Annotated in this window: 14 protein-coding genes; 4 read left to right on the top strand and 10 right to left on the bottom strand. The window is 70.8% G+C overall.

Translation table 11 applies throughout. From position 1 onward, the window contains the following. The first annotated feature begins 21 nt into the window (after positions 1-21). Together ACIRSS_RS36190 and ilvD are read left to right on the top strand one after the other, a co-directional pair. A complete protein-coding gene (locus ACIRSS_RS36190) occupies positions 22-471 on the top strand; it encodes a PH domain-containing protein (RefSeq protein WP_400903254.1) in 450 nt (149 codons plus the stop codon). 49 nt (positions 472-520) lie between these two features. After that, positions 521-2,365: a dihydroxy-acid dehydratase gene (ilvD, locus tag ACIRSS_RS36185; protein ID WP_400903252.1), complete on the top strand. Its 1,845-nt coding sequence runs from the start codon at positions 521-523 to the stop codon at positions 2,363-2,365. A gap of 177 nt (positions 2,366-2,542) precedes the next feature. Here the strand turns inward: ilvD and ACIRSS_RS36180 are convergent, their stop codons facing one another. Then, entirely contained in the window at positions 2,543-3,118 is a 576-nt protein-coding gene (locus ACIRSS_RS36180; RefSeq protein ID WP_400903249.1) for a DoxX family protein, read from the bottom strand. A gap of 37 nt (positions 3,119-3,155) precedes the next feature. Beyond that, the gene (locus ACIRSS_RS36175; protein WP_400903247.1) at positions 3,156-4,064 is read right to left on the bottom strand and encodes a 2-hydroxyacid dehydrogenase; all 909 of its coding nucleotides are present in this window, start codon (positions 4,062-4,064) and stop codon (positions 3,156-3,158) included. A 65-nt stretch (positions 4,065-4,129) separates the two neighbouring features. On the opposite strand from ACIRSS_RS36175, the gene ACIRSS_RS36170 reads away from it, so the two are divergent. Next, on the top strand, positions 4,130-5,338 hold the full coding sequence (locus tag ACIRSS_RS36170; protein ID WP_400903244.1) for a PQQ-dependent sugar dehydrogenase: 1,209 nt from the start codon (positions 4,130-4,132) through the stop codon (positions 5,336-5,338). A 29-nt stretch (positions 5,339-5,367) separates the two neighbouring features. On the opposite strand, the gene ACIRSS_RS36165 is transcribed toward ACIRSS_RS36170, so the two are convergent. The 8 genes from ACIRSS_RS36165 to gatC form a co-directional block, all read right to left on the bottom strand. Next, the gene (locus tag ACIRSS_RS36165; RefSeq protein ID WP_400903241.1) at positions 5,368-6,510 is read right to left on the bottom strand and encodes a Gfo/Idh/MocA family protein; all 1,143 of its coding nucleotides are present in this window, start codon (positions 6,508-6,510) and stop codon (positions 5,368-5,370) included. Then, positions 6,507-7,223, bottom strand: a complete 717-nt coding sequence (locus ACIRSS_RS36160) for a cupin (RefSeq protein ID WP_400903239.1) — start codon at positions 7,221-7,223, stop codon at positions 6,507-6,509. The genes ACIRSS_RS36165 and ACIRSS_RS36160 overlap by 4 nt, the downstream gene beginning before the upstream one ends. Beyond that, positions 7,220-8,140, bottom strand: a complete 921-nt coding sequence (locus ACIRSS_RS36155; protein ID WP_400903236.1) for a PmoA family protein — start codon at positions 8,138-8,140, stop codon at positions 7,220-7,222. The genes ACIRSS_RS36160 and ACIRSS_RS36155 overlap by 4 nt, the downstream gene beginning before the upstream one ends. After that, a complete protein-coding gene (locus ACIRSS_RS36150) occupies positions 8,137-9,210 on the bottom strand; it encodes a Gfo/Idh/MocA family protein (protein WP_400903233.1) in 1,074 nt (357 codons plus the stop codon). Before ACIRSS_RS36150 ends, ACIRSS_RS36155 begins: the two co-directional genes overlap by 4 nt. Before the next feature lie 548 nt (positions 9,211-9,758). Next, positions 9,759-10,295 carry a hypothetical protein gene (locus ACIRSS_RS36145; RefSeq protein WP_400903230.1) on the bottom strand — a complete coding sequence of 179 codons (537 nt, stop codon included), beginning with the start codon at positions 10,293-10,295 and terminating at the stop codon, positions 9,759-9,761. Positions 10,296-10,304: 9 nt separating this feature from the next. Then, the gene (gatB, locus tag ACIRSS_RS36140) at positions 10,305-11,810 is read right to left on the bottom strand and encodes an Asp-tRNA(Asn)/Glu-tRNA(Gln) amidotransferase subunit GatB (protein WP_400903227.1); all 1,506 of its coding nucleotides are present in this window, start codon (positions 11,808-11,810) and stop codon (positions 10,305-10,307) included. After that, entirely contained in the window at positions 11,807-13,324 is a 1,518-nt protein-coding gene (gene gatA, locus ACIRSS_RS36135) for an Asp-tRNA(Asn)/Glu-tRNA(Gln) amidotransferase subunit GatA (protein WP_400903224.1), read from the bottom strand. The genes gatB and gatA overlap by 4 nt, the downstream gene beginning before the upstream one ends. Continuing rightward, positions 13,321-13,620 carry an Asp-tRNA(Asn)/Glu-tRNA(Gln) amidotransferase subunit GatC gene (gene gatC, locus ACIRSS_RS36130; protein WP_285454862.1) on the bottom strand — a complete coding sequence of 100 codons (300 nt, stop codon included), beginning with the start codon at positions 13,618-13,620 and terminating at the stop codon, positions 13,321-13,323. The genes gatA and gatC overlap by 4 nt, the downstream gene beginning before the upstream one ends. A gap of 235 nt (positions 13,621-13,855) precedes the next feature. On the opposite strand from gatC, the gene ACIRSS_RS36125 reads away from it, so the two are divergent. After that, complete coding sequence (locus ACIRSS_RS36125; RefSeq protein WP_167379908.1) at positions 13,856-14,509, top strand: amino acid-binding protein; 654 nt, start codon at positions 13,856-13,858, stop codon at positions 14,507-14,509. The last annotated feature ends 30 nt before the right edge of the window (positions 14,510-14,539 follow it).

The raw sequence follows: 14,539 nt of genomic DNA, 5'->3' as shown, positions 1-14,539 counted from the left end.
GCCGCGGTGCACCATTTCGGGGTGGCCGAAAAAGAGCAGGACGAGGGCCGGAAGGCCGTCTTCCGCATCCCCCGCACGTCGTTCATGGCGATCGCCCTCCTGACGATCTGCGTGACGCCGGTCGCGCTCGGGGACATCCCGTACTTGCAGTGGCTCTACATCTTCCCGATCGCGCTGGCGGTGTTCGTGATCCGGACCCGCACGATCGCGACCCGCGAGGGACTGGCGACCCGCACGATGTTCGGCCACCGCGACGTCCCGTGGTCGGCGTTGAAGGGCCTGGCGATCACCAAGAAGTCGCGGGTGCAGGCGGTCCTGAAGGACGACACGAAGGTGCCGCTGCCGACCGTGCGCACCCGGCACCTGCCGGTGCTGTCGCTGGTCAGCGAAGGTCTCGTCGCGGACCCGAGCGGGCTGTTGGACTCCGAGGACATCAAGCCCGGCCAGCCCAAGGCGTCACCCGCGGAGTAAATTGGTCCTACCAGTTTCACCGGCCCGTCTTTGACCTGGGAGTTCCCCCGTGCCGCCTCTCCGTTCCCGGACCACCACCCACGGCCGCAACGCGGCGGGCGCGCGCTCGCTCTGGCGCGCCACGGGCATGACCGACAGCGACTTCGGCAAGCCGATCGTCGCGATCGCCAACTCCTACACGCAGTTCGTGCCCGGCCACGTGCACCTGAAGAACCTCGGCGAAATCGTCGCGGACGCGGTCAAGGAAGCCGGCGGCGTCGCGCGCGAGTTCCACACGATCGCCGTCGACGACGGCATCGCGATGGGCCACTCCGGCATGCTCTACTCGCTGCCCTCGCGCGAGATCATCGCCGACTCGGTCGAGTACATGGTCAACGCGCACCAGGCCGACGCGCTCGTCTGCATCTCCAACTGCGACAAGATCACGCCGGGCATGCTCAACGCGGCGATGCGGCTCAACATCCCGGTGGTGTTCGTCTCGGGCGGCCCGATGGAGGCCGGCAAGGCGGTCGTCGTCGGCGGCGTCGCGCAGGCCCCGACCGACCTGATCACGGCGATCGCGGCGTCGGCCAGCCCCGAGGTCGACGACGACGGCCTGTCGATCGTCGAGCGCTCGGCCTGCCCGACGTGCGGGTCGTGCTCCGGCATGTTCACCGCGAACTCGATGAACTGCCTCACCGAGGCGCTGGGTCTTTCGCTGCCGGGCAACGGCTCGACGCTGGCGACGCACGCCGCGCGTCGCGCGCTGTTCGAGGAGGCCGGCCGCACGGTCGTCGAGCTGTGCCGCCGCTGGTACGAAAACGACGACGACTCGGTGCTGCCGCGCTCGATCGCGTCGAAGGCGGCGTTCGAGAACGCGATGGCCCTCGACATGGCGATGGGCGGCTCGACGAACACGGTGCTGCACATCCTCGCCGCCGCGCAGGAGGGCGAGGTCGACTTCACGATCGCCGACATCGACGCGATCGGCCGCCGCGTGCCGTGCCTGTCGAAGGTGGCGCCGAACTCGGACTACCACATGGAGGACGTCCACCGCGCGGGCGGAATCCCGGCGATCCTGGGCGAGCTGTACCGCGGCGGCCTGCTGAACACCGACGTGCGGTCGGTCCACTCCGACGACCTCGACTCGTGGCTTTCCACCTGGGACATCCGGGCGTCGTCGCCCTCGCCTGCCGCTCTCGAGCTGTTCCACGCGGCGCCGGGCGGAGTGCGCACGACGGAAGCGTTCTCGACTTCGAACCGCTGGTCGTCGCTGGACACCGATGCCGCCGGGGGCTGCATCCGCGACGTCGAGCACGCGTACACGAAGGACGGCGGCCTGGCGATCCTGCGCGGCAACCTGGCGGAGAACGGCGCGGTGATCAAGGCCGCGGGCATCGACGAAGACTTGTGGCACTTCGAGGGCCCGGCGCGGGTGCTGGAGAGCCAGGAGGAGGCGGTGTCGGCGATCCTCAAGAAGGAGATCCAGCCGGGCGAGGTCCTGGTGATCCGCTACGAGGGTCCGGCGGGCGGCCCGGGCATGCAGGAAATGCTGCACCCGACGGCGTTCTTGAAGGGGTCCGGCCTGGGCAAGAAGTGCGCACTGATCACGGACGGCCGTTTCTCGGGCGGATCATCGGGCATTTCGGTGGGCCACATCTCCCCGGAGGCAGCGGCGGGCGGCTTGATCGGCCTGGTGGAGAACGGCGACCGGATCCTTTTGGACATCCACGAGCGCCGCTTGGAGCTGCTGGTGGACGCGGAGGTCTTGGCCGAGCGCCGGTCGAAGATGGAGGCGTCCGAGAGGCCGTGGCAGCCGAAGGAGCGCCAGCGCCCGGTGACGGCGGCGTTGCGTGCGTATGCGCGAATGGCGACGTCGGCGGACACGGGAGCGGTCCGGGACGTGAACAAGTAAGTCCGGCTCAAGCTGCGAAGGCCGTCCCGTTCCCGGGGCGGCCTTTCGGCTTTTCGGGGCCCAACCCGCGAGGGGGACCCCCGATTTCAACGTTACCGGCAGCCACCGACAATTCCCCGGCCCAGCACCGGAGTTGTCCCCAACCCCGGCCCACACCGCCGAGTTGTCCCCAAGCCCCTACCGCGTCAAAACGATGACCACCACGGCCGCCGCGGCGGCCAGCAGCAGCGAAACCAGCCCCAACGGCAACGGCCGCTTCCGCCAAGGCGTGTTCCGCTCCAGCGAAATCGGCCCCGACCCGGTGAACAGCAGGCTCAGCGCCGACAGCCCCAGCAGCAGCTCGAACTCGAAGCCCTGCCCCTGCCCCTCGAAGAACCCGCCGTGGACCTTCGCGTAGACCGCGTTCGCCGCGACCCCGAGCAGCCCCGCCGCGGCCAGCGGCGTGAACAGCCCGACGACCACCAGCGCCCCACCGCCCAGCTCGACGATCCCGGTGATCCACGACAGCAGCGTCGTCTGCTTGTGGTACCCGAACGTCTCCAGCATCCGCGCGAACCCGCTGATGCCCGGCCCGCCGAACAGGCCGAACAGGTGCTGCAGCCCGTGCGCGCCCATGGTCGCGCCGAGCCCCACCCGCAGGATCAGCAGGCCGAGCCCCAGACCGCCCTGGCGCGGGGTGTCGTCGGGCCCGTCGTCCTGCACGTCCGAGAGGAGGCTGGTGGGCTGCTGCGAAAAGTCGTCTCCACTGCTCACGCGCGAAGGGTAGGGGATCCGCGACGCCCTGGCGAGCTCAGTACTCGCCGTGGACCAGGTTGTCCGGCAGCTCGCCCCCGGCGTACCGCGCGATCTCGGCCGCCGCGACGGCGTACGACCGCCCCCGCACCCCGCGCACGGCCCCGCCGACGTGCGGCGTCAGCAGCAGCCCCGGCGCCGTCCACAGCGGGTGCCCGGGAGGCGGGGGCTCGGGGTCGGTGACGTCGAGCGCGGCGCGCAGCCGGCCCGTGGTCAATTCGGCGACCAGGGCGTCGGTGTCGACGACGGCGCCGCGCGCCACGTTGACCAGCACCGCGCCGTCGCGCATTTCGGCGAGGAAAGCCGCGTCGACCATCCCGCGGGTGCGCGAGGTCAGCGGCACCATCAGCACGACGACGTCGTGCAGCCCGAGCAGCGACGGCAGTTCCCGCACGCCGTGCACGCCCTCCCGCGCGGTCATCCCGACCATCGTGCACCGCGCGTCGAACGGCTCGAGCCGGCGCCGCAGGTGCTGCCCCAGGTCACCCGCGCCGACGACGAGCACGCGCTTGCCCTGCAGCGTGTCGGTGCTCTGCCGCTCCCACCGACCCTCGCGCTGCGCCGCGCCGAAGACGTCCAGCTTCCGGTACATCGACAGCAGCACGGCGACTACCCACTCGGCGGTGCTCCCGCCGTGCGCGCCCCGGCACGTCGAGAGCAGGACGCCGTCGGGCACCTTGCCGACCCAGTCCTCGGCGCCGGCGGACAGCAGCTGGATCAGCTTCAGGTTCGGCAGCGTGCGCCACAGCTCCTCGCCCGGCGGGTGCTTGCCCGGGATCAGCACCTCGGCCTTCGCGGCTTCCGGGGGCACCGGTTCGCCCCACTGGTAGCGCACGGGCAGGACCCGCGGCACCTCGGCGAGCACGGTCATGCCCTCGTCGTCGGGGACCAGCACGGTCAGCGTCATGATCCCCAACGTAATCCAGGAGTACTCACCCATGGTTCACGCGGCGGCCCCTAGGCTGGGGGATCATGCGCACTCGGTACCGGTCCGCCCTGCTGGCGATCTTGGCTTGCGGCGTCCTGCTGCCCGCCGGGTGCGCGCGGTTCGACGACACCGCGGCGGGCCAGACCTTCAGCCCGGCGCCGGTGCCCAGCCCCGAGTCGCCGCCCGAGGTCCAGGGCCCCGGCGCGGACTCCGGCGGCGACGGCAAGCAGGCGCGTCCCGGCCAGTCGGCCACGCCCGTCCCGCCGCCGCAGGGCTGCAAGGACTTCGACCCGGCGGTCATCGCGACCTGCCTGGACACCGTCGCGGCGGTGGCCGGTTTGCCGGGTGACGGCTCCACGCCGAGCGCGCTGGCGGGCGAGCGCAAGAGCGGCCGCGTGCTGCTCGCGACGGCGGGCAAGGACGCCACGGACTTCGCGAAGCTCGACGTCCAGGCGGCCGGGGATGGCGGCCTGACCGGCCTCGCGCTGTCGCCGTCTTACGTCGAGGACCAGCTCGTGTTCGCTTATGTGACCACGGCCACCGACAACCGCGTCGTGCGCTTCGCCAAGGGGCAGGCGGCGAAGCCGGTGCTCACCGGCATCCCGAAGGGCGCGACCGGCAACCGCGGCACGATCAGCGCCGACAACCGCGGCGCCCTGCTCGTCGCGACCGGCGACGCCGGCGACCCGAACGCCGCCGCGGACCCGAACTCGCTGGCCGGGAAGGTGCTGCGGATCGACACGTCCGGCAAGGCCTCGGCGGGCAACCCGAACGGTTCGCTGGTCGTGGCGGCCGGGCTGCACGCGCCGGGCGGGCTGTGCGCGTCCGCCGACGGCGGCCGCGTCTGGGTCACCGACCGGCTCGCCGACAAGGACGTCCTCTACCGCGTGCAGGCCGGACAGTCGCTGACGACGCCGGCGTGGACGTGGACGGACAAGCCGGGGGTCGCCGGTTGTGCCGATTTCGTCGACGCGAACGGCCTCCTCGGCGTCGTCACGTCGCTGGCCGGGAACCTGCAGAACCTGCCGGTGACCGCCGACGGCGCGATCAGCGGGAAGCCGTCGGTGAGCCTCGACGGCAAGACCGGCAAGCCGCCGGAGACGTTCGGGCGGCTGGCCGGCGTGAGCATGATCAACCCGCAGCTCGCGGTGGCGGGCACGGTCAACAAGGACGGCGGCACGCCGGTGTCGAGCGACGACCGCGTCGTGCTGATCACCCCGGCGACCTCCGGCGGCGGCAACGGCAAGGACTGACGCCGGAGTTTCGCCGATTCGCGACCACGTCAGCTCAACGGCTTGAGTTCCACCCGCCGTCCCTCCGCCGACGACGTCAGCCCGGCCTCGGCCAGCTGCAGCCCGCGCGCGGCCGAGAAGAAGTCGTAGCGGTGTTGCCGTCCGGCGACCACGTCCCGGACGAACTCGTCCCACTGGGCTTTGAAGCCGTTGTCGAACTCGGCGTTGTCCGGGACCTCCTGCCACTGGTCGCGGAAGGGTTCGGTGGCCGGCAGGTCCGGGTTCCAGACGGGCTTCGGCGTCGCCGAGCGGTGCTGGACGCGGCATCGCCGCAAACCGGCCACGGCGCTGCCCTCGGTGCCGTCGACCTGGAACTCGACGAGCTCGTCGCGGAACACTCGCGTCGACCACGAGGAGTTGATCTGCGCGATGGCGCCCGACTCAAGTTCGAAGATGCCGTACGCGGCGTCGTCGGCCGTCGCCGCGTACGGCTCGCCCTGCTCGTCCCAGCGGCGCGGGATGTGCGTGGTCGCTTTCGCGGTCACGGCCTCGACGCGGCCGAAGAGGTTCTCGAGGACGTAGTTCCAGTGGCAGAACATGTCGAGCACGATCCCGCCGCCGTCTTCGGCGCGGTAGTTCCAGCTCGGGCGCTGCGCATCCTGCCAGTCGCCTTCGAAGACCCAGTAGCCGAACTCGCCGCGCACCGACAGGATGCGTCCGAAGAACCCGCCGTCGATCAGCCGCCGCAGTTTCCGCAGGCCGGGCAGGAACAGCTTGTCGTGGACGACGCCGTGACAAATCCCGGCCTCCCGCGCCAGCCCGGCCAGCTCCAGTGCCGCCGGCAGCGTCTCGGCCAGCGGTTTCTCGGCGTAGACGTGCTTGCCCGCGGCGATCGCCGCCCGCACCGACGGCTCGCGCGCCGACGTCAGCTGCGCGTCGAAGTAGATCCCCACGTCACCCAGCGCCGATTCGACGTCCGTCGTCCACGCGGTCAGGCCGTGCCGTTCGGCGAGTTCTTGGAGTTTCGCCGCGTTCCGGCCGGCGAGGATCGGCTCGAGCTGAACGCGCGTGCCGTCGGGCAGCTCGACACCGCCTTGTTCGCGGATGGCCAGCACCGACCGGAGCAGGTGCTGCCGGTAGCCCATCCGGCCGGTGACCCCGTTGAGCAGCACTCCGATGGTCTTCTGGTTCATCGCTGACGACCTTCCTGGTCGATGTCGTATTCGGCGCGGCGTCCGCACATGCCGAAGCCGTCCGGGTTCGACGGCGTCGCGACCCGGACACCCGACTGCTCGAGGTGGCTCCCGTCGCCGTCGGCGAGGGCCTTGAGGTGCGCGCCGGTCAGTTCGGCGGCCTTCAGTGCCCCGGCCTGCCAGCGCGGTACCCAGTCTCCGATTTTCGGCGACACGAGCGCGACGGCCGCCAGGTGGAACGCCCGCAGCGGCGCCGGATCGCCGTCCAGCAGCGCTTCGCGCAGCGGCAGGTAGCCGCGAACCGCCAGGTCACGGCGCCTTTTCGCGGCGTGGTCGGTTTTCGGCAACGCGGCGGCCTCGGCGTATCCGGCGGGGTCGGCGAGCACGTCGGGCGGGAAGGTGAAGACGGCGTCACCGGCCTCGGGCAGGCCGCTGTTCTGCATGAGGACGGTGACGCGCAGGCCGCCGCCCTGCACCATCCGGTGGACGGTCCCCGGCGCGAACCACGCGATCACGCCGGCCTCGAGTGGCGTCTCCGCGTACCCGCCGGTGCTCAGTGTCTGGACGGCGCCGCGCCCGGCCGTGACGACGTACGCCTCGGTGCAGGCGAGGTGCAGGTGCGGGCTGCCGCCGCACACACCATCTTCGGCTTCCCATTCGTAGGCGCGTAAGTGCGAGACGCCGATACCACCCGGAAGCGGGAATTCGTTCATGACCATCCGTGCCTGTCGAGGTAGTCGGTCACCCGATCGCGGTCCCACGCTCCATCGGCGACGACGACCCGGTAGCGGTACGTGAAGCTCTCCCCCGGCGGCAACGCGAACTCCTCGAAGAACGCCCACGAGAAGGCCACCATGGGCGTGTCCTTGCTGCGGACGAACCAGTGCGAGTCGTGGATCGCGTGGTCGTTTTCCGGCGAATGCGCGAAGACGAGCGTCGAGTGCGCGTCGACGTCGTCGTGCTCGCCGACGAAGGCGAGCCACGGCGCCTGAGCGCCCATCATGTCGTCGCCGCCGAGGTCACCGGGACCGAGGACGCGTCCGCCGCTGAAGTCGCGCGGGCCCCGCCAGTGCAGCCCGGTGTACCCGGCCTGTTCGCGGCCGGCGGTGGTCGGGCTGCCGAACACGAGCGGCGCGTCGCGGACGTTGGTCAGCTCGATGCCCCAGTCGATGGCCCAGGCGCCCTCGTCGGGTTCGACGGAGTGGACGACGATGTCGCGCCGCTCGCGCGCCCATTCGTCGCCGCGGTGGGTCACCCAGGTGAGCCGTTCGGTGAAGGTGAGCCGGTCGCCGCCGACGGTGAATCCGGCGAACCCGTCGTGCCGCATCGACCCGATGCGGTCGGGCAGGTCCTGGTACCAGTGGCCGGGAACGTAGGTGTGGCCGCCCCAGAAGTTCTCACCGGAGAGGTGGCTCGACGTCATCTGCAGCCCCTTGTGCCACCGGTGGTCGGCGGGCCGGTACCCGCTGACGCGCCGGCCGCGCAGGGTCCGCAGCGGGTGGGTGTAGGGCTTGCGCGACTCGTAGGCGACGGGGTCGGGCTTGTACACATAGGACATGAGCGGCACCTCGCCGGCCTCGACGACCACGCGGTCCCCGTGCCGGTGCGTGACGGTGATGTCGGCGCTCATCCGGCCATCCCCGAGTAGAAGGGATCCCCAGGCCCGATCTCGCCCCGGCGCACGACCCGCCCGGTGGAGGCGGCCTTGTAGAGAGCGGCGACGAACTCCAGCACCCGCCGCCCATCGGCCCCGCCGCACGGAGGCCGCCGGCCGGCCCGGTAGGCGTCGAGAACAGGCGTCAACGCGGCGGCGTGCGAGCTGCCGACGTCGACATTCGGTTCGGTCTCGACGGGCCCGGCCTGCGGCGCGAGGGTGTATCGCCAATTTTCGGCAACGTGGCCGTAGAGGTGCGTGAGCTCGACGGTGGCGCGTTCACAGTCGATCCGGATCCGGCTCACTTCGTCGGGCGAGAGAACGCTGTTGACGACGGTGGCCAGTGTCCCGGACTCGAACCGGACGAGAGCGGTGGAGACGTCCTCGGTCTCGACGTCGTGCACGAGCCGCGCGGTCATGGCCTGGATTTCGGCCCATTCGTTCCCGTCGCCGGCCAGGAGGTGGAGCAGCAGGTCCATTTGGTGGATGCCGTGGCCCATGGCAGGACCGCCGCCTTCGGTCGCCCACTGTCCTCGCCAGGGGACCTCGTAGTAGGCGTCATCGCGGTACCAGGTGGTTTGACAGTGCGCGACAAGAGAACGGCCGAGCTCGCCCTTGCCGAGCAGATCCCGGAAGTGAGCGGCGGCCGAGCCGGACCGCTGCTGGTAGACGAAGGAGACGTAGGGGCCCCCGTCCCGTTCGGCGGAGGTCATGTCGTCGTATTCGGCGAGCGAACGACAAGGGGGCTTCTCGCACCAGACCCAGGCACCGGCCTCGAGGACCTTTTTGGTCTGTTCGACGTGCAGCCCGGGAGGCGTACAGATCGAGACGAGATCCGGTTCCTGTTCGGCGAGCAAGGTATCGAGGTCGCGGTAGGGCTTTGCACGCTCGGTGTCGGCACAGAAAGCAACGGCACGAGCCTCATCGACATCCGCGACGGCCACGAGATCGACATCGTCACCGTGGGCCAGGAAGGCGGTCCGATGGCTGCCGGCAATAGCCCCAGCCCCGACGACGGCAACGCGCAAGCGCTTTCCCCGAGCCAACCGGAACCTCCTCCACAGCCCGACCTACGCCCCAAGAAACCTGCGGCGCCCACGCGATCGCCGCCGCACCCGCACCGCACGACCGCCGCCGCACATCGCCCACACCGCACGGCCACTGCGCACGGCTGCTTCTCCCACCGCGCCGCATCCGCTCAGCGACTGCCGCACGCCGATGCGCTCGCGCGGTCACTGCCGCACATCACCGCTCCCGCGGCCACCTTCCGAACATCGCCCACTCCACGGCGATCCTCCCCACGTCGCCGCGGACCTCGTTCCCGCCGAGCCATGCCGCTGCCACACATCACCGCACCATCACCGGATTTCCCGCTCACCGGCGCCTCCTACCGGCCGCCCGCAGCCTCCGGCGACCTTCGCCTCGACCGTCTCAGAAAGCGCTTTCTCACGCAACGGCCACCAACGATGTCAACGTTGTCACCACTGGCCTGCAACCGGAACGGACGACTCAGTCACCCGAGCGACCGCGCACCCCAAGGACCCGGCAACCACCCGTCATCGAGTCCGCCCGGCGGGGTTCCACCGAGAACCGGTCAGCGGCTCTTGCTCCGAGGCTGACGCTTCCGCGGCTGCCGGCTTTCGGCCCGCGCCGCACGCATGTCGAAGAAAGCGGCAACGCCCGAAACGAGCGCGGCCAGCACCCCGAGAAACCGCCCGAAGCCGGGCCCGATGGCGATCCCGGCGGCGTCGAAGATGCCGCGCTGGTCGGCGTCGAACTCCCAGTCCAGCGTGAGCCACCCGAACACCATCAGCAGCAGCGCCGCCACCGCGACCACCAGCCACAGGTGCGGCAGACCGCTGACCCGCGCCTTGCGGATTCGTCCGAAAACGACCACGACCACCCCGGCCAGCACCAACGCCAGCGGCGGGCACCACGCGAAGAAGCTCGAATTCCACGCGTCCCGGACGACGTCACCCTGCGGCAACGACGACAGTACGACCTCGATGTCCGGCTTGTTCGTGCTCAGCGTCGTCCACGGGAGGAACGTCGAGCCCAGCGCGAGCAGCCCGGCCGCCAGGCCGAGCCACTCGCGCCAGGTGACGCTCTTGACGGAAAAAGGCCGTGTCATGAAAACGGGTCAGGAACCGACGCGTTCGATGATCAGCTCGCGGACCCGCTTGGCGTCCGCCTGCCCCTTGGTCGCCTTCATGACCGCGCCGACGATCGCGCCCGCCGCGGCCACCTTGCCGCCGCGGATCTTGTCCGCGACGTCCGGCTGCGCCGCCAGGGCCTCGTCGATCGCCGCGAGCAGGGCCGAGTCGTCCGAGACGACCTTCAGCCCGCGCTTCTCGACGACCTCGCGCGGCTCGCCCTCACCGGCGAGCACGCCCTGGACGACCTCCTTGGCCAGCTTGTTCGTCAGCTCGCCCGACGAAACCAGCCCGATGACCTCGGCCACCTGCTTCGGCGTGATCGCCAGGTCGGCCAGCTCGACCTCGCGGGCGTTCGCCTCCTGCGCCAGGGTGTTGACCCACCAGCCCCGCGCCTCGTCCGGCGACGCGCCGGCCTCGACCGTCGCCGCGACGAGGTCGACAGCGCCGACGTTCAGCAGGTCACGCAGGGCTTCGTCGGAAAGCGACCACTCCTGCTGGATCCGCTTCCGCCGCTCGGACGGCATCTCCGGCAGCGTGCCGCGCAGCTCGTCGACCCACTCGCGCGACGGCGCGATCGGGACCAGGTCGGGCTCCGGGAAGTACCGGTAGTCCTCGGCGGTCTCCTTCGTCCGACCCGGCGACGTGGTGCCGTCGGCCTCCTGGAAGTGCCGCGTCTCCTGCTTGATCGAACCGCCCTCGGCGAGGATCGCGGCCTGCCGCGTCATCTCGTAGCGGACGGCCCGTTCGACGCTCCGCAGCGAGTTGACGTTCTTCGTCTCGGTGCGCGTACCGAACTCGGTCGCGTCCTTCGCCATCAGCGAAACGTTCGCGTCGCACCGCAGCGAGCCCTGGTCCATGCGGACGTCGGACACGTCGAGCGCGCGCAGCAGCTCACGCAGCGCGCTCACGTACGCCCGCGCGACCTCGGGAGCCCGCGCACCGGTGCCCTCGATCGGCTTTGTCACGATTTCGATCAACGGCACGCCGGCCCGGTTGTAGTCGAGCAGCGAGTGCTCGGCACCGTGGATCCGGCCGGTGGCGCCACCGACGTGGAGCGACTTGCCGGTGTCCTCCTCCATGTGCGCGCGCTCGATCTCGACGCGCACGACCTCGCCGTCGTCGAGCGTGACGTCGAGGTAGCCGTTGAAGGCGATCGGCTCGTCGTACTGCGACGTCTGGAAGTTCTTCGGCATGTCCGGGTAGAAGTAGTTCTTCCGGGCGAACCGGCACCACTCGGCGATCTCGCAGTTCAGCGCCAGGCCGATGCGGATCGCACCCTCGACGGCCTTGCCGTTGACGACCGGCAGCGCGCCGGGCAGGCCGAGGCAGGTCGGGCAGACCTTCGTGTTCGGCTCGCCGCCGAACTCGTTCGGGCAGCCGCAGAACATCTTCGTGTTCGTGTTCAGCTCGACGTGCACCTCAAGCCCGAGGACGGGGTCGAAGCGTTCGATGACGTCGGCGTAGTCCATCAACTCGGCCACGGCAGTCACTTCGTTCCTCCCAGCTCCGGGACCTTGTGGATGAGCGCCCCGCCGGCGGCGGCGTCGCGCGCGGCCTCGTAGGCGGCGCCGACCCGGTAGAGCCGGTCGTCGGCGAGCGCCGGGGCCATGATCTGCAGACCGACCGGCAGCCCGTCCTCGTCGGACAGCCCGCTCGGCACGCTCATAGCGGCGTTGCCGGCGAGGTTCGACGGGATCGTGCACAGGTCGGCGAGGTACATCGCCATCGGGTCGTCCACGCGCTCGCCGATCTTGAACGCCGTGGTCGGCGTCGTGGGCGAAACGAGGACATCGACCTTTTCGAACGCGGCCGCGAAGTCACGCGTGATCAGCGTGCGGACCTTCTGCGCCGAGCCGTAGTAGGCGTCGTAGTAGCCGGACGACAACGCGTAGGTGCCCAGCATGATGCGTCGCTTGACCTCGGCGCCGAAGCCCTTCTCGCGGGTCAGCGACATGACCTCTTCGGCGCTGTGCGTGCCGTCGTCGGCGACGCGCAGGCCGTAGCGCATGGCGTCGAACCGGGCGAGGTTCGACGAGCACTCGCTCGGCGCGATCAAGTAGTACGCGGGCAGCGCGTAGACGAAATTCGGACAAGAGACCTCGACGACCTCGGCCCCGAGCGCGCGCAGCTGCTCGACGGCGGCCTGGAACGACCGCTCGACGCCCGGCTGGTAGCCGTCGCCACCGAACTCCTTCACGACGCCGACCTTGACGCCCTTGAGGTCACCGGTCATGCCCTGCCGGGCGGCGGCGACCACCGGCGGCACCGGCGCGTCGATGGAGGTCGAGTCCAGCGGGTCGTGCCCGGCGATGACCTCGTGCAGCAGGGCGGCGTCGAGCACCGTCCGCGCGCAGGGACCGGCCTGGTCGAGAGATGACGAAAAAGCGACCAGGCCGTAGCGCGACACGCCGCCGTAGGTCGGCTTGACCCCGACGGTGCCGGTGACGGACCCGGGCTGCCGGATCGACCCGCCGGTGTCGGTGCCGATGGCGATGGCGGCTTCGAAGGCCGCGATCGACGCCGACGAGCCACCGCCCGACCCGCCCGGGATGCGGGCGTGGTCCCACGGGTTGTGCGTCGGGCCGTACGCCGAGTTCTCGGTCGACGACCCCATGGCGAACTCGTCCATGTTCGTCTTGCCGAGGATCACGACGCCGGCCTCACGCAGCTTGCGCGTCACGGTCGCGTCGTACGGCGGGATCCAGCCTTCGAGCGTTTTCGAACCACAGGTCGTCGGGATGCCCTCGGTGGTGAGGACGTCCTTCAGCGCGAGCGGCACGCCGGCCAGCGCCGACGCGGGCGCGCCGCCCCCGGCGATGCCCTCGTCGACGGCCTTGGCCGCGGCCAGCGCGCCCTCGGTGTCGACGTGCAGGAACGCGTGGATGTGGTCGTCGACCTCGGCGATCCGGTCCAGGTGGGCCTGCGTGACCTCGACCGCGGACACTTCGCGCGTGTGGATCTTTTCCGCCAGCTCCGCGGCGGTCAGCTTGATGAGCTCGGTCACTGCTCTTCCCCCAGAATCCGCGGCACCCGGAAGCGGCCGTCCTCGGCGGCCGGCGCACCGGCCAGCGCCTGCTGCTGCGTCAGCCCGGGACGGACGACGTCCTGCCGGAAGACGTTCGTCAGCGGCACGGCGTGCGACGTCGGCGGCACGTCGTCGGCGGCGACCTCGCTCACCTTGGCCACCGAGTCCAGGATCTGGTCGAGCTGGCCGGCGAAGACGTCGATTTCGTCGTCGGTCACGGCCAGCCTGGCCAGCTTCGCGAGGTGCGCGACCTCGTCTCGGGAAATGTTGGGCACGCGGGTGACTCCCGGGTTGTGCTGTGCGGGTTGTCTCGGAAGCTGCAAGTCTATGGTGACGGCGCGGGCGGACTCGACTGGGTTACGCCCGGCGCAGGCCGGGTGCCGTCCGGCGACGCTCGACTCCCGCCCGGCGGACAGCAGGCCCGCGGACCGGGTGGGTCTGTCACAATCGGCGACCGGCATCGAGCGTCCCACGGCAAGGCTGGGACGCCAGAGGTGAGAGGGGCGCGTGGTGTCGTTCCTGATCCGGGTCATCCTTCCGGACAGCCCGGGGACCCTCGGCGCGGTCGCCACGGCGCTCGGCACGGTGGGCGCCGACATCCTCAGCGTGGACGTCGTCGAGCGCGGCACCGGAGTGGCGGTGGACGACCTCGTGGTCGAGCTTCCCTCCGGCCGGCTGCCCGACGCGCTCATCACGGCGGCGGAGAGCGTCGAAGGTGTCGAAGTGGACGCTGTCCGCCCGTACGCGGGCGTGCTGGACACGCACCGCGAACTCGAACTCGTCGAAGAAATCGCCGCGCAGCCGAAGTCCGGCCTCGACATCCTGGCCGAGGGCGTGCCCCGCATCGTGCGCGCCGGCTGGGCGATGATCGTCGAACACTCGGAGACGGGCGCGCTCCGGCTGGCGTCGTCGAGCGCCGCCCCCGAGACCCCGATCACCGACCTGCCGTGGCTGCCACTCGAGCGCGCGACGGTGCTCGACGGCGAAGAGGCTTGGATCCCGGAGACCTGGAAGGAGCTCGGCACCGAGCTGGCGGCGACGCCGCTCGGCAAGCCGGGCAAGGCCCTCCTGGTCGCGCGACCGGGCGGTCCGGCCTTCCGCGCCGCCGAGGTCGCCCGGCTCGCCCACCTGGCCGGGATCGTCGCGGTCGTCCTCGACGGCTGACGCGCGTTGCCGAGTTTCGGCAACGCCCAG

Origin of the sequence: Amycolatopsis sp. NPDC101161 (assembly GCF_044768185.1) — a bacterium.
Lineage (GTDB): Bacteria > Actinomycetota > Actinomycetes > Mycobacteriales > Pseudonocardiaceae > Amycolatopsis.
Note: the sequence above shows the minus strand (reverse complement) of the source record. Positions and strands in the feature narration are given on the sequence as shown.